General features: G+C 58.0%; 19 protein-coding genes. 4 read left to right on the top strand and 15 right to left on the bottom strand.

Features of this window, described 5'->3' with window-relative positions; translation table 11 throughout:
* Nucleotides 1-48 precede the first annotated feature (48 nt).
* The 12 genes from htpG to sdhC all read right to left on the bottom strand — a co-directional run bounded on the left by htpG (nucleotide 49) and on the right by sdhC (nucleotide 15,038).
* A complete protein-coding gene (gene htpG / locus D0544_RS07650; protein WP_125015377.1) occupies nucleotides 49-1,950 on the bottom strand; it encodes a molecular chaperone HtpG in 1,902 nt (633 codons plus the stop codon).
* Nucleotides 1,951-2,074: 124 nt separating this feature from the next.
* The gene (locus D0544_RS07655; protein WP_125015378.1) at nucleotides 2,075-2,770 is read right to left on the bottom strand and encodes a DUF599 domain-containing protein; all 696 of its coding nucleotides are present in this window, start codon (nucleotides 2,768-2,770) and stop codon (nucleotides 2,075-2,077) included.
* A gap of 27 nt (nucleotides 2,771-2,797) precedes the next feature.
* Entirely contained in the window at nucleotides 2,798-3,679 is an 882-nt protein-coding gene (locus D0544_RS07660; RefSeq protein ID WP_125015379.1) for a prenyltransferase, read from the bottom strand.
* 95 nt (nucleotides 3,680-3,774) lie between these two features.
* Entirely contained in the window at nucleotides 3,775-4,656 is an 882-nt protein-coding gene (sucD, locus tag D0544_RS07665; protein WP_125015380.1) for a succinate--CoA ligase subunit alpha, read from the bottom strand.
* On the bottom strand, nucleotides 4,656-5,822 hold the full coding sequence (sucC, locus tag D0544_RS07670; protein ID WP_125015381.1) for an ADP-forming succinate--CoA ligase subunit beta: 1,167 nt from the start codon (nucleotides 5,820-5,822) through the stop codon (nucleotides 4,656-4,658). The genes sucD and sucC overlap by 1 nt, the downstream gene beginning before the upstream one ends.
* Nucleotides 5,823-5,993: 171 nt before the next feature.
* Nucleotides 5,994-7,436, bottom strand: a complete 1,443-nt coding sequence (lpdA, locus tag D0544_RS07675) for a dihydrolipoyl dehydrogenase (protein ID WP_125015382.1) — start codon at nucleotides 7,434-7,436, stop codon at nucleotides 5,994-5,996.
* A 57-nt stretch (nucleotides 7,437-7,493) separates the two neighbouring features.
* On the bottom strand, nucleotides 7,494-8,705 hold the full coding sequence (odhB, locus tag D0544_RS07680; protein ID WP_125015383.1) for a 2-oxoglutarate dehydrogenase complex dihydrolipoyllysine-residue succinyltransferase: 1,212 nt from the start codon (nucleotides 8,703-8,705) through the stop codon (nucleotides 7,494-7,496).
* Between the two features lie 45 nt (nucleotides 8,706-8,750).
* Nucleotides 8,751-11,591, bottom strand: a complete 2,841-nt coding sequence (locus tag D0544_RS07685) for a 2-oxoglutarate dehydrogenase E1 component (protein ID WP_125015901.1) — start codon at nucleotides 11,589-11,591, stop codon at nucleotides 8,751-8,753.
* A gap of 217 nt (nucleotides 11,592-11,808) precedes the next feature.
* Entirely contained in the window at nucleotides 11,809-12,513 is a 705-nt protein-coding gene (locus D0544_RS07690; RefSeq protein ID WP_125015384.1) for a succinate dehydrogenase iron-sulfur subunit, read from the bottom strand.
* A 15-nt stretch (nucleotides 12,514-12,528) separates the two neighbouring features.
* Nucleotides 12,529-14,298, bottom strand: a complete 1,770-nt coding sequence (gene sdhA, locus D0544_RS07695; RefSeq protein WP_125015385.1) for a succinate dehydrogenase flavoprotein subunit — start codon at nucleotides 14,296-14,298, stop codon at nucleotides 12,529-12,531.
* Nucleotides 14,299-14,301: 3 nt separating this feature from the next.
* Nucleotides 14,302-14,670 carry a succinate dehydrogenase, hydrophobic membrane anchor protein gene (gene sdhD / locus D0544_RS07700; protein WP_125015386.1) on the bottom strand — a complete coding sequence of 123 codons (369 nt, stop codon included), beginning with the start codon at nucleotides 14,668-14,670 and terminating at the stop codon, nucleotides 14,302-14,304.
* Nucleotides 14,664-15,038 carry a succinate dehydrogenase, cytochrome b556 subunit gene (gene sdhC, locus D0544_RS07705; RefSeq protein ID WP_125015387.1) on the bottom strand — a complete coding sequence of 125 codons (375 nt, stop codon included), beginning with the start codon at nucleotides 15,036-15,038 and terminating at the stop codon, nucleotides 14,664-14,666. Before sdhC ends, sdhD begins: the two co-directional genes overlap by 7 nt.
* Nucleotides 15,039-15,479: 441 nt before the next feature.
* Here sdhC and gltA point away from each other — a divergent pair, with 441 nt between their 5' ends.
* Nucleotides 15,480-16,763, top strand: coding sequence for a citrate synthase (gltA, locus tag D0544_RS07710; RefSeq protein WP_125015388.1), 1,284 nt, complete (start codon nucleotides 15,480-15,482; stop codon nucleotides 16,761-16,763).
* A gap of 58 nt (nucleotides 16,764-16,821) precedes the next feature.
* On the opposite strand, the gene D0544_RS07715 is transcribed toward gltA, so the two are convergent.
* On the bottom strand, nucleotides 16,822-17,094 hold the full coding sequence (locus D0544_RS07715) for a YkgJ family cysteine cluster protein (protein WP_424220782.1): 273 nt from the start codon (nucleotides 17,092-17,094) through the stop codon (nucleotides 16,822-16,824).
* Nucleotides 17,095-17,203: 109 nt separating this feature from the next.
* Here D0544_RS07715 and D0544_RS07720 point away from each other — a divergent pair, with 109 nt between their 5' ends.
* The gene (locus D0544_RS07720) at nucleotides 17,204-17,608 is read left to right on the top strand and encodes a 3-phosphoglycerate kinase (RefSeq protein WP_125015389.1); all 405 of its coding nucleotides are present in this window, start codon (nucleotides 17,204-17,206) and stop codon (nucleotides 17,606-17,608) included.
* Here the strand turns inward: D0544_RS07720 and D0544_RS07725 are convergent.
* The gene (locus D0544_RS07725) at nucleotides 17,605-18,060 is read right to left on the bottom strand and encodes an acyl-CoA thioesterase (protein ID WP_125015390.1); all 456 of its coding nucleotides are present in this window, start codon (nucleotides 18,058-18,060) and stop codon (nucleotides 17,605-17,607) included. The two genes, D0544_RS07720 and D0544_RS07725, sit on opposite strands and share 4 nt — an antisense overlap.
* A 172-nt stretch (nucleotides 18,061-18,232) precedes the next feature.
* Here D0544_RS07725 and D0544_RS07730 point away from each other — a divergent pair, with 172 nt between their 5' ends.
* Both D0544_RS07730 and D0544_RS07735 read left to right on the top strand, forming a co-directional pair.
* The gene (locus D0544_RS07730) at nucleotides 18,233-19,579 is read left to right on the top strand and encodes an MATE family efflux transporter (RefSeq protein WP_125015391.1); all 1,347 of its coding nucleotides are present in this window, start codon (nucleotides 18,233-18,235) and stop codon (nucleotides 19,577-19,579) included.
* Between the two features lie 213 nt (nucleotides 19,580-19,792).
* Nucleotides 19,793-21,055, top strand: coding sequence for a valine--pyruvate transaminase (locus D0544_RS07735; protein WP_125015392.1), 1,263 nt, complete (start codon nucleotides 19,793-19,795; stop codon nucleotides 21,053-21,055).
* A gap of 3 nt (nucleotides 21,056-21,058) precedes the next feature.
* On the opposite strand, the gene D0544_RS07740 is transcribed toward D0544_RS07735, so the two are convergent.
* Nucleotides 21,059-22,057: a GlxA family transcriptional regulator gene (locus D0544_RS07740; protein WP_125015393.1), complete on the bottom strand. Its 999-nt coding sequence runs from the start codon at nucleotides 22,055-22,057 to the stop codon at nucleotides 21,059-21,061.
* Nucleotides 22,058-22,142: the final 85 nt, after the last annotated feature.

Raw genomic sequence — 22,142 nt, forward strand, 5'->3', positions numbered from 1 at the left:
TCGCGCCAAGGGCTGGAGAGGGCGAGCCCTCCCCTCCCTAACGACACCTTAATGGCTCAGCTCGAGCAGCAACTTGTTGAGGCGCTGAACGTAACCGGCGGGATCCTTCAGGTTGCCCCCCTCGGCCAGGTTGGCCTGATCAAACAGCACCGCCGTCAGGTCGCCGAAGCGGTCCATGTCGCTCTCATTGGCCAGTTTCTGCACCAGCGGATGCTCAGGGTTCAGCTCAAAGCTGGGCTTGGAATCGGGAACCTTCTGTCCGGCAGACTCGAGGATGCGACGCATCTGCGCCCCCATGTCCATCTCACCCACCACCAGACAGGCAGGTGAATCGGTCAGGCGGTGGGTAATACGCACCTCGTCCACCTGCTCCTTGAGCACTTCGGTAACCCGCTCTACCAGATCCTTATACTCTTCGGCCACCTTCTCCTGCTTGGCTTTCTCCTCTTCGGAATCCAGCGCCCCAAGATCCAGGGCACCCTTGGCGACACTGACCAGCGACTTGCCATCGAACTCCATCAGGTGCTGCATCAGCCACTCGTCGATGCGATCGTACAGTACCAGTACCTCGATCCCCTTCTTGCGGAAGATCTCCAGGTGCGGACTGCTCTTGGCGGCTGTGTAGCTGTCACCGGCGATAAAGTAGATCTTCTCCTGCCCCTCGGCCATACGGGCGACATAGTCGGTCAGTGAAACGTTCTGCTCGTCGGAATCGCTGTGGGTAGAAGCAAAGCGAAGTAGCTTGGCGATCTTCTCCTTGTTCGCGTAGTCCTCGGCCGGCCCCTCTTTCAGCACCTGGCCAAACTCCTTCCAGAAGGAGGCGTATTTCTCGGGTTCCTTGCTGGCCAGCTTGCCCAGCATGTCGAGGACGCGCTTGGTAAGAGCTCCCCGCATGGTGTCAATCGCCGGATCCTTCTGCAGGATTTCACGGGAGACGTTGAGGGAGAGGTCATTGGAGTCCACTACCCCCTTAATAAATCGCAGGTAGAGGGGCAGGAACTGTTCGGCCTCATCCATAATGAAGACCCGCTGCACATAAAGCTTGAGGCCACGGGGAACTTCACGGTTCCACAGGTCATAGGGGGCACGTGCCGGCACATAAAGCAGACTGGTGTAGTCCAGCTTGCCTTCAACCTTGTTATGACTCCAGCTCAGGGGATCTTCAAAGTCGTGGCTGACATGCTTGTAGAACTCCTGGTACTCCTCATCCTTGAGTTCGGCACGGGGACGGGTCCAGAGCGCCGTGGCAGAGTTGACGGTCTCCTCTTCGGGCGCCTTGACCTCGGTTTCATCCTCGCTGGCTAACTGCTCCTTAACCATAATCACCGGTACGGCGATATGGTCGGAGTATTTACGGATGATGTTACGCAGGCGGTACCCGTCGGCGTATTCGGTGCAGTCGGGCTTGAGGTGCAGGGTAATTTCGGTTCCCCGACGGTCGCGATCCGCACTCTCAATGGTGAAATCGCCCTCACCGCTGGACTCCCAGCGCACCCCTTCGGACTCGCCCGCACGGCGGGTAACCACGGTTACCCGGTCCGCCACGATAAAGGCGGAGTAGAAGCCCACACCAAACTGGCCAATCAGGTGCGCGTCTTTTTTCTGGTCACCGGTGAGCGACTGCAGGAACTGGGCGGTTCCCGACTTGGCGATGGTGCCCAGGTTGTCAATCACCTCCTGGCGGCTCATACCGATACCGTTATCGGTAATGGTCAGCGTATTGGCTTCGGCATCATGAGTGATTCGAATGGCGAGGTCGGCGTCGGACTCCAACAGTTCACTGTTGGAAAGCGCCTCAAAGCGCAGTTTGTCCACCGCATCGGAGGCGTTGGAGATCAGCTCCCGGAGAAAGATCTCCTTATTGGAGTAAAGTGAGTGAATCATCAGGTGAAGCATCTGCTTCACTTCGGTTTGAAAGCCTAGCGTCTCTTTTTGATTCTCTGTCATCATCTTTTTGCCTGAAGATCAGTTACTGAATAGGGGTGTGGTGAAAATCTGATTCCACCACATGCAGGCAATAGAGATGGGGATGGGGTAAGTCTATTTCAAGAGAGCAAAGAGGATTTTGGCCGAATCACTGGCCCGGTTCGCTGAGCATCATCTCCTTCAGCACCCGTGAGTGGAACTCCCGATAGTAGAGGATAAAGACAACCAGCGCGGTAGCACCAATCAGGAGCCAGGGGGAGACCACCCAGGACAGGGTAGCGAGACCAAAATAGTAGGCGCGCAAGCCATAGTTGAAGTGGGCAGCTGCGATCGACAACACATTCGCGAGCCGCTGCGCGTAGGCACCACGCTCCGCCTCGGCCAGCTCCTCATCGTGCAATGGTGCACTGCCCATCAGCACCGAAGCAAAGTTGTAGACCCTCAGGCTCCAAGTGAAGGTAAAAAAGGCGTACACGAAGATCACGATCATCACCAGAATCTTCACCTCCCACAGTTGGCGCGAGGTGAGCTCAGCGAAAGGCAGGTCAGACAACAGCAGCATACCACTGGCCGGGGTACTCAGCAGGGTCAGCAAACCCGCCAGCACAAGGATGGAGGTTGAGGCAAAAAACGATACGTTGCGCTCCAGGTTGGCGATGATCGCAGTGTCCGCGATCCGGTTTTCCCGCTTCAGCAGGCTGCGCATCCAGTCACCCCGGTAGAGGTGTAACACACTGGCGAGACAGGGATTACCCTTGGCAAGGTAGTTCGCTATCAGGGTGTAACCCACCCAGACCGTAAACAGCCAGGCTACCGCTATGCCATCCAAAAGATACGCTTGCACATCGTTCCCCTTTTTAACTTACAGCGCTCAACCGGTGGCGCCCGCTGCATACACCGAATAAAGATAGCCTACGCCAAACAGCATAAAATATCGCCCCGTCAGAGGAGGAAGCGTTACCCCTCCCCCATCAGGAAGCGCCAATATCCGTAACAACCAGAGGGCAAATAAAAGCGACGGCAAGAGAGCAAGCGGCTCCCCCAAAAAGCCTTGTCGCCAGAGGATGACACACACCAGATAGCAGCTGACGAGCAGCCCCCAATAGAGCAGGCGCGCCGCCCCGAAACCGATGCGGACACTGAGGGTTTTCAGGCCATACTGGCGGTCGGCATCAAGGTCGCGCAGCTCATTACTAAGCAGTAACAAGGAGGACAGAATAGCGATTGGTAGCGATAGCAACACCGAGTTGAGGCTGATGCCGGCCGCCATCGAATAATAGGCACCCACCACCAACAGTACACCGGTAAACCAGAACACCAGGATCACCCCGAGCCCGCGCCGTTTGTAGTTGACCGGCTCGGCAGTGTAGTAGTACCCCCCGAGAAATCCTGCGATGCAGAGCAGCAGCAACCCCAGATTGGTTTGCCAGGTGAGCCAGAGCCCGATCACCGCTGCCGCCATGCCACACAGGATCCCAATGCGGGTGTTGCGGGAGATCAGCGCCAGCACCCGCTGCCGTTGCGACTCCGAAATTTCCGTGCTTGCCCGCCACAGGGATTTGTCACTGTGATCATTAATCAGGTTCACCGTCGCCTGGGCCAGCACACCGGCCAGGATGACCCAGAAGGCGCGCAGGGAGTTGCCATAGCCCTCCTGGCTGGCGACCAGCACCCCGAGGCCACAGGCGATCAACGCTACGCTGTAGGAGAACGGTCGTAACGCCCTTACCAAACTGTATTTACGAGGATCCATCACTAAAAAAACACTCCATCAAGGCAGCATTATGATACGCATCAAGCACAAAAAAAGGCAGCCTAAGCTGCCTTTTTTATCAACCGTCAGGACGCTTACTTGATGGTCCAGCCGGTTACTTCCGCCAGGGCATTACCGATCTCAGCCAGGCTGCGTACGGTTTTCACACCCGCATCTTCGAGGGCTGCGAACTTCTCGTCCGCTGTACCCTTACCGCCAGAGATGATCGCACCGGCGTGACCCATGCGCTTACCCTTGGGCGCAGTAACACCCGCGATGTAGGAAACCACAGGCTTGGTTACGTTGGCCTTGATGTAGGCGGCCGCTTCCTCTTCCGCGGTTCCGCCGATCTCACCGATCATCACGATCGCTTCAGTGGCGGGGTCCTTCTGGAACATCTCGAGGATGTCGATAAAGTTGGAACCGGGGATGGGGTCACCACCGATACCTACACAGGTAGACTGACCAAAACCCGCGTCGGTGGTCTGCTTGACCGCTTCATAGGTCAGGGTACCGGAACGGGACACGATACCGACCTTACCGGGCAGGTGGATGTGGCCCGGCATGATACCGATCTTGCACTCACCGGGAGTGATCACGCCCGGGCAGTTAGGACCAATCAGGCGTACGCCCAGCTCGTCACACTTGACCTTGCACTCGAGCATATCCAGGGTAGGAATACCTTCGGTGATGCAGACGATCAGCTTGATACCGCCGTTGGCCGCTTCCAGGATAGAATCCTTGCAGAAAGGGGCAGGGACATAGATCACAGAGGCATCGGCACCAGTGGCCTCTACCGCTTCTGAAACGGTGTTGAACACGGGCAGGCCGAGGTGAGTCTGGCCACCCTTACCGGGGGTTACACCACCCACCATCTGGGTGCCGTATTCAATCGCCTGCTCAGAGTGGAAGGTACCCTGGGCACCGGTGAAACCCTGGCAGATCACCTTGGTGTCTTTATTAATCAATACGCTCATTACTTGCCCTCCGCAGCTTTTACTACTTGCTGAGCCGCATCGGTCAGGCTGGTAGCCGCGATAATGTCCAGACCGCTTTCCGCCAGGACCTTGGATCCCAGCTCGGCGTTGTTACCCTCAAGGCGAACCACCACAGGCACCTCAACGCCAACCTCTTTAACCGCGCCGATAATACCTTCGGCAATTAGGTCGCAACGTACGATACCGCCAAAGATGTTCACCAGAACCGCTTTCACATTGTCGTCGGAGAGGATGATCTTGAACGCCTCGGTAACACGCTCCTTGGTAGCGCCGCCGCCCACGTCAAGGAAGTTGGCAGGGAAGCCGCCGTGCAGCGCTACAATATCCATGGTACCCATGGCCAGGCCAGCGCCGTTAACCATGCAACCGATGGTGCCGTCGAGGGCCACGTAGTTGAGCTCCCACTGAGCCGCATGGGCCTCACGCTCATCTTCCTGGCTCGGGTCGTTCATTTCACGAACCTGAGGCTGGCGGTAAAGAGCGTTGCCATCGACACCCAGCTTGGCGTCCAGGCAGTGCAGGTTACCTTCGTCGGTGATCACCAGGGGGTTGATCTCGATCAGCGCCAGATCCTTGTCCTGGAACAGTTTGGCCAGGCCCAGGAAGATCTTGGTGAACTGCTTGACCTGATCGTTGTTCAGGCCCAGTTTGAAACCAAGCTCACGCCCCTGGTAAGGCTGCGCGCCGACCAGCGGATCGATTTCGGTTTTCAGGATCTTTTCAGGAGTCTCTTCGGCAACCTTCTCGATCTCGACGCCACCCTCGGTGGACGCCATGAACACGATGCGACGAGTCGCACGGTCCACCACGGCGCCCAGGTAGAGCTCCTCGGCGATATCGGTGCAGGACTCAACCAGGATCTTGCTGACTGGCTGGCCGTTTTCATCGGTCTGGTAGGTCACCAGGTTCTTACCCAACCAATTTTGGGCAAACTCACGGATCGCATCCTTGGAATCGACCAGCTTTACGCCGCCCGCCTTACCACGGCCACCGGCGTGCACCTGTGCTTTAACTACCCACTTGTTACCGCCGATGCGATCAGCCGCCTGTGCAGCCTCCTCGGGGGTATCGCAGGCGTAGCCCTTGGATACCGGTAACCCATACTCGGCAAATAACTGTTTGCCCTGATACTCATGAAGGTTCATGCTCGTTTTACCGTTACTGTGTGCGCCAGGCGCACCATTCCACCTCAATAACATCCTGACCGGGGTCAATCTGCTATCCCTAGTGCGGAGAAAGCTCCGCTAATACGTCACCGCAGCCAGACTGCAATGCGGCGGGGAGCAGCATAGCCCTCCCCGACTTTCTACCTGCTGTTACTTACGCTTCTTACGGTTGGCGATATGAATCGCATGCCCGTCTACCGCCAATGCTGCCTCGTGGAAGGCTTCGGAAACGGTCGGGTGGGCAAATACGGTCAGTGCAATATCCTCGGCACTGGAGCCGAACTCCATCGCGATCGCCGCCTGCTGAACCAACTCAGCGGCGCTGGGGCCCAGCACGTGTACACCCAGAATGCGGTCGGTTGCCTCATCGGCGATCACCTTCACCAGGCCGGCGGTATCATCGGCCGCCATTGCACGTCCGCTGGCCGCGAAGGGGAAAGTCCCCACTTTATAGGCTTCACCACTGGCCTTGACCTCCTCCTCGGTCTTGCCAACCCAAGCCAACTCGGGGTGGGTGTAGATCACGGAGGGGATAAGGTCGTAGTTCATCTGCATGGTTTGACCCGCGATCAAATCGGCCACCATCACCCCCTCTTCGGAGGCTTTGTGCGCCAGCATCGGGCCGCGCACCACATCACCGATGGCGTAAACGCCGGGCACGCCGGTGCGGCACTGGTCGTCGACAAAGATGAAACCGCGCTCATCCATGTTGACGCCACTATCAGCTGCCAGGGCATTTTCGGTGTAGGGGCGACGACCCACGGCAACGATCAGCTTGTCAAAGGTAACCTTCTGCTCTTCACCCTTCTGGTCCAGATAGGTAACCGTCACCTCTTCACCCTTGATCTCGGATCCGGTCACTCGGGCGCCGAGACGAATATCCAGCCCCTGCTTCTGAAATACCTTCAGGGACTCCTTGGCCACCTGCTGGTCGGCCATGGCCAGGAACGACTCCTGGGCCTCCAGCACCACGACTTCAGCACCCAGGCGCGCCCAGACGCTGCCCAGTTCGAGGCCGATCACGCCGGCGCCGATGACACCCAGGCGCTTGGGGACAGACTGGAATTTAAGGGCACCGGTGGAGTCGACGATGATATCGCCGGTCTTGGGAGCCGGGGGAATATCGATCGGGCTGGAGCCGGTAGCGATGATGATGTTGTCGCATTCGATCACCTCGGCCTTGCCATCGGCGTCAGTCACTTCAACCTGATGCGCACCCAGCACCTTACCAGTACCGACAATGGAGGTGACGCCGTTGGCTTTGAACAGGCCCGCCACTCCGTTGGTGAGGTTTTCAACGATGCCATCCTTACGCTTGATCATGGTAGGGACGTCGATCTCAACCTTACCCAGGCTAATACCGTGCTGCGCCATCTTGTTGCTGTTCTCGTAGAACTTCCAGGAGCTGTCGAGCAGCGCCTTGGAAGGAATACAGCCCACGTTGAGGCAGGTTCCACCCAGGGCAGGCTTGCCATCTTTTTTGGTCCAACGCTCGATACAAGCGGTCTTCAGACCCAGTTGCGCAGCCCGAATCGCGGCAACATAACCGCCGGGGCCCGCACCAATTACTACTACATCAAACTGTTTTGCCATCGTTTTTTCCTGCTAAATCGGTAGTGGAAAGTTCTGCTGAGATCCGCGTAGCGCGGATTAAACCTCCAGCAGGAATCGAGCGGGATCCTCGAGCAGATCCTTGATCGTCACCAGGAAGGTTACCGCTTCCTTGCCATCCAGCAGACGGTGATCGTAGGAGAGCGCGAGGTACATCATCGGCAGAATCTCTACTTTGCCGTTAACCGCCATGGGACGCTCCTGGATCTTGTGCATACCCAGAATCGCAGACTGGGGCATATTCAGGATGGGGGTGGAGAGCAGCGAGCCGAACACACCGCCGTTGGAGATGGTGAAGGTGCCGCCGGTCATATCCTCAATGCCCAGCTTACCATCGCGAGCCTTGAGACCGTACTCGCGGATACCGTTTTCGATATCAGCCAGCCCCATGGTGTCAGTGTCACGTAGAACCGGAACCACCAGACCGCGATCGGAAGAGACCGCAACACCGATATCCTGGTAGCCATGGTACACCACGTCATCCCCATCAATAGAGGCGTTCACCACGGGCTGGCGCTTGAGGGCCTCGACACAGGCTTTGACAAAGAAGCCCATGAAGCCCATACGCACGCCGTGCTTCTTCTCGAACAGGTCCTGGTACTGCTTGCGCAGATCCATGATCGGCTTCATGTTGACCTCGTTGAAGGTGGTCAGCATGGCAGTCATCTGCTGGGCTTCCACCAGACGCTCGGCCACGCGCTTGCGCAGTCGGGTCATGGGAACCCGCTTCTCGACACGCTCGCCGGTGAAGACAGGCGCGCTGGCATCCACCTTGGGAGCCGCGGCCGCGGGTGCAGGAGCAGCCGCCTTGGGCGCTGAGGCTGCCTTAAGGGCGTCCTCCTTGGTAACCCGGCCGCCTTTGCCGGTACCGGTGATCTGGCTGGCATCCAGCCCCTTTTCGTCGGCAATCTTGCGAGCCGCCGGGCTCAGGATTGCCTCTTTGGTCGCGGCAGGAGCCGCCTCAGGGGCCGCTGCGGCCGGTGCTTCTGCCGCTGCCGGAGCAGATGCAACCGCACCCGCCTCAAAAATAGCGATCACCTCTTCGCTCAGGACCGTGTCGCCCTCCCCTTTGACGATCTCTTTCAATACGCCATCGTTAGGGGCCAGAACCTCAAGGACAACCTTGTCGGTTTCGATATCCGCCAGCAGGTCATCACGTGAAACTGCCTCACCTGGCTGCTTGTGCCAGGTAGCGATGGTGCCATCGGCAACCGACTCTGGAAAACTGGGGGCTTTGATTTCAGTGCTCATGTATTGGGTTCCTATAACCGCTTCGTTCAGGGTTCGCTGTTTGGCTTACAGGGTGAAGGCGTCGTTCACAAGCTTCTCCTGCTGCTCGACGTGGGTGGACATATAGCCACACGCCGGCGCAGCAGAGGCTTCACGCCCTGCGTATTTAAGGTGATGCTGCAGGTCTGAGCCAGGCACGTGCTCGGCGATAGCGCGTCGCATATGATGCTGGCTGGAGTACCAGGCGCCCTGGTTCATCGGCTCTTCCTGACACCAGACCACCGTTTTCAGATTCTTGTAGGGGCTCAGGGCCGCCAGCAGGTCCTCGTGGGGGAACGGATAGAGCTGCTCGATACGAAGAATCGCTGTGTTATCGATCTCATCGTTACGGCGCTTCTCCAACAGGTCGTAATAGACCTTGCCGCTACACATCACCACACGGGTGACCTTGGCGGGCTCCAGCGCATCCACTTCAGGAATGACGGTCTGGAAACTGCCTTCGGCCAGCTCCTCCAGGGTCGAGATGGCCAGCTTGTGGCGCAGCAGACTCTTGGGGGTCATTACAATCAATGGCTTACGCAGCGGACGGATCTGCTGGCGGCGCAGCATGTGGTACACCTGAGCCGGAGTGGTGGGCACGCAGACCTGGATGTTGTGCTCGGCACACAGCTGAAGGTAGCGCTCAAGGCGCGCAGAGGAGTGCTCGGGGCCCTGCCCTTCGTAGCCGTGGGGCAACAGCATGGTGAGGCCACAGAGGCGCCCCCACTTATGCTCACCGCTGGTGATAAACTGGTCGATCACCACCTGGGCACCGTTGGCGAAGTCACCAAACTGGGCTTCCCAAATAACCAATGCACCGGGGGTGGTGGTGGCGTAACCGTATTCAAACGCGAGCACCGCTTCCTCCGAGAGGAAGGAGTCGTAGATGTCGATCTGCGGCTGGTCTTTGGCCAGATGGGCCAACGGCATGTAGGCCACACCGTCTTTCTGGTTATGCAGTACCGCGTGACGGTGGGAGAAGGTACCACGCCCCACATCCTGGCCGGTCATACGCACCTGATGCCCCTCATCGAGCAGGGTGGCGTAGGCCATGGTCTCTGCAAAGCCCCAGTTGATCGGCAGCGCGCCGGCAGCCATCTTGCGACGGTCCTCGACGATCTTGCCGACCTGACGCTGCAGCACTACCCCTTCGGGGATTTCGTTGAGCTGGTGAGCCAGCTCCTGTAAGCGGCGCAGGTCGAAGCGGGTATCGCACTCGGCGGTCCACTCGTGTCCCAGATAAGGAGCCCAGTCAACGAACAGCTCGCTGTTGGGCTCTTTAACCAGGCTCTTCACCACATGCTGACCGTTGTCGAGGGCGTTGCGATACTCGTTTGCCATCGCCTTGTCTTCCTCCTCGGTCACAACCCCTTCAGCGATCAGCTGATCTACGTAGAGTGTGCGAGTGGTTTTCTGGCGAGCGATCTGCTGGTACATCAGCGGCTGGGTACCGGAAGGTTCGTCGGCCTCGTTGTGACCGCGACGGCGGTAGCAAACGAGGTCAATCACCACATCCTTCTTAAACTCCATGCGGTAGTCGACGGCCAGCTTGGCGGCAAAAAAGACCGCTTCGGTATCATCACCATTCACGTGCAGGATCGGCGCATCGACGATTTTGGCCACGTCGGTACAGTACTCAGTGGAGCGAGTATCCTCAGGCTTGCTGGTGGTAAAGCCGACCTGGTTGTTGATGATCACATGGATAGTACCACCGGTCTTGTAGGCGCGCGTCTGCGACATCTGCAAGGTTTCCATCACCACGCCCTGACCGGAAAAAGCGGAATCACCGTGGATGGCGATGGGTACTACCTGCAAGCGATCGTTGTCTTTACGGCGGTCCTGGCGAGCCCGAACGGAACCCTCCACCACCGGTGAAACGATCTCAAGGTGGGACGGGTTGAACGAGAGCGCCAGGTGCAGCTCACCGCCGGGCGTCATCACGTTGGAGGAGAAGCCCTGGTGGTACTTAACGTCACCGGAGCCCATCTCGTGCAGTTTCTTGCCCTCAAACTCGTCAAACAGGTCTGCCGGGTTTTTACCCAGGGTGTTGACCAGTACGTTGAGGCGACCACGGTGGGCCATGCCGATGCAGATCTCTTTGGTGCCGTAGGATCCACAGCGCTGGATCACCTCATCCAGCATCGGAATCAGGCTCTCGCCCCCCTCAAGGCCGAAGCGCTTGGTGCCCGGGAACTTGGTACCCAGGTATTTCTCCAGGCCTTCGGAGGCGGTCAAACGCTCAAGCAGGTGGATTTTGGATTCTGCATTGATCTCGGGGCGCCCCCGGACCGACTCCATGCGATTCTGGAACCAGCGCCGCTCATCGGTGTTAACGATGTGCATGAACTCGGCACCGATGCTTCCGCAGTAGGTGTTTTTGAGCAGATCAAGGATCTCACCGAGGGTCGATTCGCTCTTGCCGATAAAAAGAGAACCGGTCTGGAATGGGGTGTCCAGGTCCGCCACAGAAAGGCCGTGAAAGGCCAGCTCAAGATCCGGAACCGGTGCACGCTGCTGCAGCTTTAGCGGATCAAGAAGGGCATTCTGGTGACCACGAACCCGGTAACCGTTGATGAGCCGCAACACCAGCACCTGCTTTTTCTCATGGTCGGAAGAGACCACCGCAGGACTGACGTGCTGGGTACGGTTGCGGGCGAGATAGAGGAAGTGTTCCTGAATCGTTGAATGCGGCACATCTCTGGAGGTCACCCCGTTAATCTGGGGGAGCTTGTCAAAGTAGTCACGCCACTCTTCAGGAACCTCGTTCGGGTCCCGAATATAAAGCTCGTAGAGGTCCTCTACGTATGCAGCATTACCGCCGGATATGTGGGAGGAATCCCACATCCGCTGCATCACACCTTCTTGCATCACAATGTTACCCCATACTCTAGGGACGCTCTGCGTATGGGGCCATACGTTGGACTACAGGTGGCAAGATCGCCACCCTCCACAGAACGGACGGTCAAACCGAGCATCCCCTGTTGGTTGTTGTATGTTATAGCCGTACCTTTTGGGTACCGGCAGTGCTAACTACCGGGCGTATAGCCCGGCAGCGATTCCAACGAGCAGTGTAGTCCTCGGGGTATTATGTACCGCTTTTCAGCAACATCTGCCGGATATGACCAATCGCCCGAGTTGGGTTAAGGCCCTTGGGACAGACGTTGACGCAGTTCATGATGCCTCGGCAACGGAATACACTAAATGGATCATCCAGATCCGCCAGTCGCTCTTCCGTATAGGTGTCGCGGCTGTCTATCAGGAACCGGTAGGCTTGCAGCAGCCCGGATGGGCCAACAAACTTGTCCGGATTCCACCAGAAAGATGGGCAGGCTGTTGAGCAGCATGCACACAAAATACACTCATAGAGACCATCCAGCTTCTCCCGGTCCTCCGGGCTCTGCAGGCGCTCGATCGCCGGCGGTGGCATATCGTTCTGCAGATAGGGCTTGATCTTCTCGTACTGGGCATAAAACTGCCCCATATCCACGACCAGGTCACGGATCACCGGCAGGCCAGGCAGCGGGCGCAGCACCAGTTTGCCATTGGTGACGACCGCTGACAGCGGGGTGATGCAGGCCAGGCCGTTGGTGCCATTCATGTTGAGACCATCGGAGCCGCAAACCCCCTCACGGCAGGAACGACGGTAGGCCAGGGTGGGATCCTGCTCTTTGATCAAGCCCAGCACGTCAAGCACCATCAGGTCCTTGCCTTCGGGGATCTCAATCTGCAGGTCCTGCATGTAGGGGACCTGATCCACATCGGGGTTATAACGATAGATACTGACTAACATGTTGATCTCCCTGAATTAGTAGGTCCGAATCTTCGGAGGAAACGCTTCGACCGTTTTGGGCGTGAAGTTCACATCACGCTTGCCAACTCGTTTCTCGATTGGGAAATACAGAGAATGCTTCAGCCAGTTCTCATCATCACGCTCGGTAAAGTCATTACGGGCGTGGGCGCCACGACTCTCCTTGCGCTCCTCGGCAGAAACCGCTGTGGCATAGGCCACTTCGAAGAGGTTTTGCAGTTCGAGGGCTTCAATACGAGCGGTATTGAAGGCGTTGCTCTTGTCTTCAAGGTGCAGATTCTCGATCTTGCCGGCCAGCTCATCCAGCAGTCTCAGACCCTTCTGCATGCTTTCACCTTCGCGGAACACCCCGAAGTAGAGCTGCATGGTCTTCTGTAGCTCAGCGCGCACCTCGGAGACCTTCTCACCGCTGTTGCTGGAATTCAGTTTGGCAAGACGACCCATCGCCTGCTCGACGTCGGTGTCGCTGGCATCGAGGGTATCGATTCCCTCTTTCATCTGGCGCTCGATCTCGATACCGGCCGCACGACCGAATACCACCAGATCCAGTAGCGAGTTACCACCCAGGCGGTTGGCACCGTGCACCGATACGCAAGCGGCTTCACCACAGGCGAACAGACCCTGTACCGGGGTATCCACGCCGTTTTCGGGCATCAGCACCTGGCCACCGATATTGGTAGGCAGGCCACCCATCATGTAGTGGCAGGTTGGCACTACAGGTACCGGGGCCTTTGCGGGATCGACGTGGGCGAAGGTTTTGGAGAGTTCGCAGATGCCAGGCAGCTTACGATTCAGTTCCTCTTCACCGAGGTGATCCAGTTTCAGCAGTACGTGATCCTTGTTGGGACCGCAACCACGGCCTTCAAGAATCTCAATAACCATGGAGCGCGCAACTACGTCACGACCGGCCAGATCCTTCGCGTTAGGCGCGTAACGCTCCATGAAGCGCTCACCTTCGCTGTTAATCAGGAAGCCACCTTCACCCCGGCAGCCTTCGGTCACCAGCACACCCGCACCGGCGATACCGGTGGGATGGAACTGCCACATCTCCATATCCTGCACCGCAAACCCGGCGCGCAGTGCCATACCCACACCGTCACCGGTATTGATCAGGGCGTTGGTGGTGGACTGGTAGATACGACCAGCACCGCCGGTGGCCAGAACTGTCGCCTTGGCTTTGATGTAGACGGTTTCGCCGGTTTCGATGCAGATCGCAATCACCCCAACGACCGCGCCCTTCTGGTTTTTCACCAGATCCGCCGCATACCACTCATTGAAGAAGCTGGTGCCGCCCTTGAGATTGGCCTGGTAGAGGGTGTGCAGCAGCGCATGTCCGGTACGGTCTGCGGCAGCACAGGTACGAGCGGCCTGACCGCCCTTACCGAAATCCTTGGATTGTCCGCCGAAGGGGCGCTGATAGATACGGCCCTGTTCGGTACGGGAGAAGGGAAGCCCCATGTGCTCAAGTTCGAAGACGGCCTGGGGGCCAACGCTACACATGTACTCGATCGCGTCCTGGTCACCGATGTAATCGGAGCCCTTGACGGTATCGTACATATGCCAGCGCCAATCATCATTGGGGTCATCACTGGCAATCGCACAGGTAATGCCACCCTGGGCGGATACGGTGTGCGAACGAGTGGGAAATACTTTGGTGATACAGGCTGTTTTCAGGCCCGACTCGGTGAGCTGAAGCGCTGCACGCATACCGGCACCGCCACCACCAATCACTATGGCATCAAAGGAGATAGTACGAATCTTTGACATAACTTATAGACCCCACAAGATCTGAACGCCCCATGCCACATAGGTGAACATGGCGATGCCGCAGATCATTTGAAACAGAACACGGACGACCAAAGCGCGGCTACCCAGCGCCATTTCCGTCAAGTAATCGGTGGAGATGGTCCACATACCAACCCAGGCATGGGCACCCAGAGAGACCAGGGCCAGCAGACTGAACACCCGCATCCAGGTCTGTGAATAGAGTTCATTCCACTGGGCGTAGGTGATATCGGAGCCAAAGGTCAGATACCCTAATAAAAAGATGAAGTAAGCCGCGAGAATGATCGCGCTGACGCGCTGAACCATCCAGTCATAGAGACCACTGCGCGAGAGATTCGTTACATTGGTTACCATATTACTACCCCCGCAAGGACGATCAGAACGGCAGAGACAACCAGGGTGATCTTGGCACCAAAGATGCCACTTTCCTTGGTGTCACCAATATCCACATCCATAAGTAGATGCTTGATACCGGCTACCAGGTGATACAGCAGCGCTGAAACAATACCCCAGGCAATCAACTTCGCGAAGAAACCCTGCATCAGCATCTTGAGGTCGTTAAAACCCTCTTCGGAGGCCAGCGACAGGTCGAGGGCATACAGAAGGAAAGCAATAGCAACAAAAAGGATGACACCGGAAATACGATGAAGAATGGATGTATAAGCGGGTAGCGGGAGTTTTATCGTTGTTAAGTCAAGGTTGACAGGTCTTTTACTATTCACGGCTCTTTACACTCTCTGGCTCCTCATGGGGAGCATGTTCATAAGGACGTGCACTCAAAGTTCAGGTATCTGCTAGCAGATGTTACCGACTCAAAAGAGCCAGGTCCCCCCCCAAAACTTCGGGCTGGAAGTATAAAGACATCAGGTAACAAATACAAACTGTAGGGTGATTCCAAATCGCCTGACGCCCCGCTGCCACAAGGCTTTGAGGCCCCTATTCTGTTGAGCTGGAGCACAATCGCAAGTAGCTATTGGTCGAATGCCTGAGTGTTACGAAAAGTGATATCTAGTGTCTGGCTGTAATTGACAAACGAATTAATCACTTTATATTTGTCGGTCACTTTCAGGGCCTCGGCCCAGATCGCAAAAACAACAAAAAACAGAAAGCGACCATACGATAACAACACGCATTCCAATTTAGCACCACAGGAGGCCTATATAATGGCTGAGAAGACAGCGCAACTCACCGTCGAGGGTATTGGCACCATAGACCTGCCGATTTACTCAGGCTCAACCGGGCCGGACGTTATCGACGTACGCGGACTCACCCCCAAAGGCCTGTTTACCTTTGACCCTGGCTTTGTGTCCACCGCCGCCTGTGAATCCAAAATCACCTATATCGATGGTGACAAGGGGATTCTCCTGCACCGCGGATACCCGATCGACCAGCTCGCCGAGCAGTCCGATTACCTGGAAACCTGCTTCCTCCTGCTCTACGGAGAGCTGCCCAGCGCTGAAGAGAAAGAGAAGTTCGCCAGCACCATCACTCGCCACACCATGCTGCACGAGCAGCTGAATCACTTCTTTAATGGATTCCGACGCGACGCTCACCCGATGGCCGTTATGTGCGGCGTCGTAGGCGCCCTTTCCGCCTTCTACCACGACTCGCTGGACATCGGTAACGAGTATCACCGAGAGGTCGCCGCCTATCGCCTGATCGCCAAGATGCCCACCATTGCAGCGATGGTCTACAAGTACTCCATTGGCCAGCCCTTCATGTTCCCCCGCAACGACCTCTCCTATGCCGGCAACTTCCTGCATATGATGTTTGCTACCCCCTGCGAAGAGTACGTGGTCAACCCGGTACTGGAGCGGGCCATGGATCGCATCTTCCTGCTCCATGCCGACCATGAGCAGAACGCCTCCACCTCGACCGTGCGCCTGGCAGGCTCCTCCGGCGCCAACCCCTTCGCCTGTATCGCTGCCGGTATCGCCGCACTTTGGGGTCCCGCCCACGGCGGCGCCAACGAAGCGGTACTGAATATGCTGGAAGAGATTGGTGACGAGAGCCAGATCGACGAGTTTGTGGCGCGCGCCAAAGACAAGGATGACCCCTTCCGCCTGATGGGCTTCGGTCACCGGGTCTATAAGAATTTCGATCCGCGAGCCAAGGTAATGAAGCAGACTTGCGACGAGGTACTGTCGGAACTCGGCATCGACGACCCCCTACTCAAGATCGCCAAGCGCCTAGAGCAGATCGCCATCGAAGATCCCTACTTCGCCGAGCGCAAACTCTACCCGAACGTGGATTTTTACTCTGGCATCATTCTCAAGGCGATCGGCATTCCAACCGAGATGTTCACCGTGATCTTCGCGACCGGGCGCACTCCTGGCTGGATCGCCCACTGGCACGAGATGATCAGCGGCCCCTACCGTATCGGCCGTCCTCGCCAGCTGTACACCGGTAACACTCAGCGCGATTACACCCCCATCGAGAAGCGCTGATTTTACCGCCCATAAAAAAACCCGGACCTGTCCGGGTTTTTTTATGGGGTGTCACAGGCTAGCGTGTCTGCTCCTCCAGCACACGAATCACCTCCAGGGCCTCCTCCCGAGAGGAGCCGCACATGGAGGCCTCGGCCTTAAACTGGCCGCATACCAAAGGGCGCTCCGGCTGGCCAAACAAGCGGCACCGATAGTGCTCATCCAGTTGAACACAGGCAACCCCGGCCGGTTTACCCGCCGGCATCCCGGGTATGGGGGACCCTATAGAGGGTGCTATACAGCACGCCCCGCACCCCACCCGACATTGAAACCCAGCATCACCCACAAGCACCTCACCCCGCAATCCGCCGCCGTTAACGCTCAAACCATGCAACTATTTGCTGCCGCCGCTGCCTAACAGGGCACAGCTTCCACGATACCCTCGCTCTGGAGGCGGTCCCATGCGACAACACAGCCATCGCGGTAGCGGCCGTTTTTTCCGCCACACAATACAGATAGCCCCGCTTGCCCTGATTCTGTCCAGCAGCCCTGCGGGCGCCTTTTTCCCCATTGATGTCACCCCAACCCTGAACCAGCTGAAGGTGGAATACCAGACCGGTGACAACCTCAACAGCGCTCTGCTATCACTCTCCAGCCAGGAAACTCAAACAGTGCACTGCCGAGCCCGATTTATTAACGGACCCGAGCTCCCCAGGGTACGCCAGGGGGTTTTGAAACCCGGCGGTCAACTGCTGCTGGCAACCAGCTTTACCCGAGCCATCATTCGCGTCCGTATCCAGCTTGAGTGCATTGCCGAGGGCAGCTCATTCTCCCATTTAGGCTCGCCCCACCCGAAGCCTGACTAGAACACGGACTCCAGAGCCACAGCCCCATAGCCTGATGCATACTCCGCAGGCATCCGCTTGGCCTTGCCGGTGCTGAGCTGGACACAGATAAAGCGGGTATGGGCACGCATCAGGGTGACCCCATCCGTCACACGTTGCAGCTGAAAGCGACGCTCCAGCGTGAGCTTGCCATCACAACGCTCTATCCAGGTGGCGATCTGCAATCGCTCTCCCAGGTAGGCCGGTGCCAGGTAGTCCACCTCATGACGGTGTACCACCATCCCACGGTCCAGCTCCCGGTAGCGCTCCAGCGTCAGCCCCAGGGCATCCGAGTGCGCCCAGGCTACCACCTCCAGCCAACGAATATACTCACAGTTGTTCACATGGCCGTAGTGATCGATATGCTCGGCGGTTACCTCAATATCACTAATAAAGGGGGTGGGATGGTCCCACTGGAGATTTTGCTCCGACACGATCAACTCCCTGGCTGGCAACGAACCTATTGGCGCCCTATTGAACGGAGATGTACCCCAGGTGTCAATCGCACTTAAGTGGCCCTCACCACAAATTCAACAACGACGTCTACGTCTGGGTTACACTGCCCGGGTCGCCCACCCCTAACTGGTATCTGGAACCCGACCGGCAATGGTAGCCACCAACCCTTTCCTGACTGCACCGGTCGCACCCCTTCTTCGCAAGCTGACGCTCCCCATGATGGGCGGCATCATTTCCCTTATGCTTTTTTACCTGCTCGATGCCTACTTTATCGCCCAGCTGGGGATTGACGAGCTTGCCGTGGTGGGGTTCAGCCTTCCCTTCGCGACCACACTGGTTAACCTCGCGGTCGGCCTGGGAATCGGCATTTCAGCCACGGTTGCCCGCGCCCAGGGGGCCAACAGCAGCCTCCCCATCGCCGATACCGGCCGCAATGCACTGCTCATGGCTACCCTGATACTGATCAGCATCAGCACTCTGAGCCTACTGTTCCTGGATACGTTTTTTTCACTGCTGGGCGCCCCCGACGCCCTGCTCCCCCTGATCCATGACTACATCAGCCTTTGGCTTGTCGGCTGCACCTGCCAACTGATCCTGATGAACGCTAACGCCATTTTTCGGGCAACCGGCAATACCCGAACCCCCGCCAAGCTGATGGCCCTGGGCGCACTGCTCAACGCCTTGCTTGATCCGTGCCTGATCTTTGGCCTGGGCCCCCTGCCGGCACTGGGGCTCCAGGGCGCAGCGATCGCCTCGATCCTGGCCTGGTCCATCACCCTGCTACTGGGTATCCGCCTACTGGTTGTCGACCACCGTCTCGTCAACTGGTCACTGCCGAAGCCTGGGGAGCTGGCCCGCTGCTGGCCGGGCATTATGCGCATCGCCTTGCCGGCTGCACTCTCGAACATGATGACCCCTCTGGCTATCGCCATCATCACCTCAGTGGTGGCCGGCTTCGGGCCTGAGGCGGTCGCCGCCTTCGGTGTGGGTGAGCGCATCAGCGGTCTCGCCCTGTTGGCCATACTGGCCCTCTCCATGACACTCCCTCCACTGGTCAGCCAAAACCTTGGCGCCGGCAACCACCAACGCATCCATCAGGCGATTCGCGGCAGCCACCGCTTTGCCCTTGTCTGGCAAACCGGCATTTACCTGATCCTCGCGCTGGCCGCCCCCTGGATTGCCCCCCTGTTTGGCGACAGCCCGGTGACCCACCACTACATCCAGCTCTATCTCTGGTGTGTTCTGATCAGCCTCGGCCCCCTGGGGGTAACCATACTCACCGTCTCCTCCCTCAACGCACTGCACCAACCCGGCCGGGCCATTGCCGTCAGTGCTTGCCGCCTGTTCCTGCTTTTCATTCCCCTGACCTGGGCGGGCGCCCTGGCAGGTGGTATGCCGGGCCTGTTTGTGGGGGCCGCTCTTGCCAATCTGCTCTCTGCCGTGGTGGCACGGGCTATCTTGCAACTGGACCGACTCGCCGCTCCTGCTGAAGATTGATATACCATCTATCCACACAATCTGTGGATAAGCTTTGGGATATCCCTGTATGGCCGCTCGAGAGGCCAGCTTTAACAGCCATCGACTCAGTTTGCCGCTTTTTTGGCCGCCGCTCCAAGGGGCGGCCTCGCTCCCCTCGCCCCCCAATTCTGATACAATCGCCGGCAGCAAATAACCCTTCTCCATAACCACTCCAGGCAAGGTAGCCCAGCCATGAAACTATCCGCATTCGGTGAAAAGTTCACCAGCAACTCCGGCATCCTCTCGCTGATGGACGACCTGGGTAATGCGCTGGCCAGTGGTGAGGAGATGATCATGATGGGGGGTGGAAACCCGGCCCATATCCCGGAGGTGGAGAGCGCCTTCAAGCGGCGCCTGCAGCGTATACTGGACAACCACGACGAGTTCGTGCGCCTGATCGGCACCTACGACGCCCCCCAGGGGGAGAAGCACTTTATCGAGGCGCTGGTCAAACTGCTGAACAACCGCTTTGGCTGGGGCCTGACAACCGACAACATCGCCCTCACCAACGGCAGCCAGAACGCCTTTTTCATACTCTTTAACCTGTTTGCCGGTACCTACAGCGACGGCACAACCCGCCAGATCCAGCTACCGCTGGCCCCTGAGTACATCGGCTATGCCGATGCAGGCCTGAGCCAGAATTTCTTCAGCGCCACCCGCCCCGATATCGAGCTGCTTGAGGGCAACCTGTTCAAATACCGGGTCGACTTTTCCCAGCTGGAGTTGGGCGAGCATACCGGCGCGGTCTGTGTCTCACGCCCCACCAACCCAACCGGCAATGTCATTACCGACGACGAGGTCGCCCGTCTCGACGCCATGGCACAGGCACAGAAGGTGCCCCTGATCATCGACGGCGCTTACGGGCAACCCTTCCCTAACCTGCTGTTCACGCCGGCTACCCCGATGTGGAACCCCAACACTATCCTTTGCCTGAGCCTCTCCAAGCTGGGGCTGCCCGCCCTGCGTACCGGCATCGTCATTGCCCGGGAGGAGGTCATCAAGGCGTTATCCGGGGTCAATGCCATCCTCAGCCTCTCCCCCAATAGCGCGGGCAGCATGCTGGCGCTGGAGATGATCCGCGATGGCTCGATCCTGAGCCTCAGTGACAACGTGATCCGCCCTTTCTACCAGCAGCGCGCGCAGGTCGCAGTCGACCACCTGCGCCAGCGCCTGGCGGGCTATAACTTCCACATCCACAAGCCCGAGGGGGCGATGTTTCTATGGCTCTGGTTCGAGGGGTTACCGATCAGCAGCCTGGAGCTATACAGCCGCCTCAAGGCACGCGGTGTGCTGGTGGTATCGGGTCACTACTTTTTCCCGGGCATGGAGGAGGAGTGGCAGCATAGCCACGAGTGCATCCGGGTGACCTACACCCGCTCACCGGCTGAGGTACAACGGGGACTGGATATCATCGCCGAAGAGGTGATTCGAGCTTTTAACGAAGGGGGCGCCTGAGTCTTACCCCTTACCCAATTTGGCGGAGCGCTCCTGACGGGGGGTCAGGCCGTAGTGGTTACGATAGGTAGTACTGAAGTGGGATGCAGTCGCAAAACCGCAAATACGCGCCACCTCCGCCACCGGCACTTCGGTCTGTTGCAGCTGTTGACGCGCCTTTTCCAGCCGTAATTGCAGGTAGTACTTCGAGGGAACGCTCTGCAGGTGCTTCTTGAACAAGCGCTCCAGGTGCCTGCGCGATACCCCCACATGGAAAGCCAGGTCGTCGGTGGTCAGCGGCTCGTCTATGTTGGCTTCCATCAGGCTGACCGCTTCAATCAGCTTGTTGTGACTGGTACCGATCCGGGCCTGCAGGGGGATGCGTTGGGGGTGCTCGGGGGGGCGAATACGCTCGCAGACAAACTGTTCGGAGATCGCTGAAGCGATCTCCAGGCCATGCTGTTGCCCGATCAGGAACAGCATCATATCCATGGCCGCCGAGCCACCGCCGCAGGTAATGCGATCCCGGTCAATCTCGAACAGGTTGGAGGAGACGCTGATATTGGGAAACTCATCACGCAGGCTACCCAGGTCCCACCAGTGGATGGTCGCCCGATAGCCATCGAGCAACCCCGCACAGGCCAGCAGATAGCTGCCGGTACCGATACCGCCCACCTCCATCCCGCGCCGGTTAAGGTGGCGTAGCCAGCGAATCACGCTTTCATTACCGGTGCGAGCCACAGGACTCGCGCCACAGACAATCAGGGAGTCAAATTCCGGCATCTGCTCGAGGGATCCATCCGCACGGGTCTCCACGCCACAGCTGCTGGTGACCGCCGCTCCATACGGACTGATCATGGTACACTCGTAGAGATCCTGACCACTGACCCAGTTCGCCATCCGCAACGCTTCGATGGCCGAAGCAAAGGCAATCAGTGAGTAACCGGGCAGCAGCAAAAAGCCGTAGCGACGCGGTATTACCCCCTCTTTGCGCGGGTGTTGTGTGGGTTCATTGATGCTCATCTATACATCCACATGGGCGATTCCTATCGATATCGCCAGTCAGGGCGGGCCAGCCAGCGCGAAAGTGAACCACAAGCCTGCCCAC

Origin of the sequence: Aestuariirhabdus litorea (assembly GCF_003864255.1) — a bacterium.
Taxonomy (GTDB): domain Bacteria; phylum Pseudomonadota; class Gammaproteobacteria; order Pseudomonadales; family Aestuariirhabdaceae; genus Aestuariirhabdus; species Aestuariirhabdus litorea.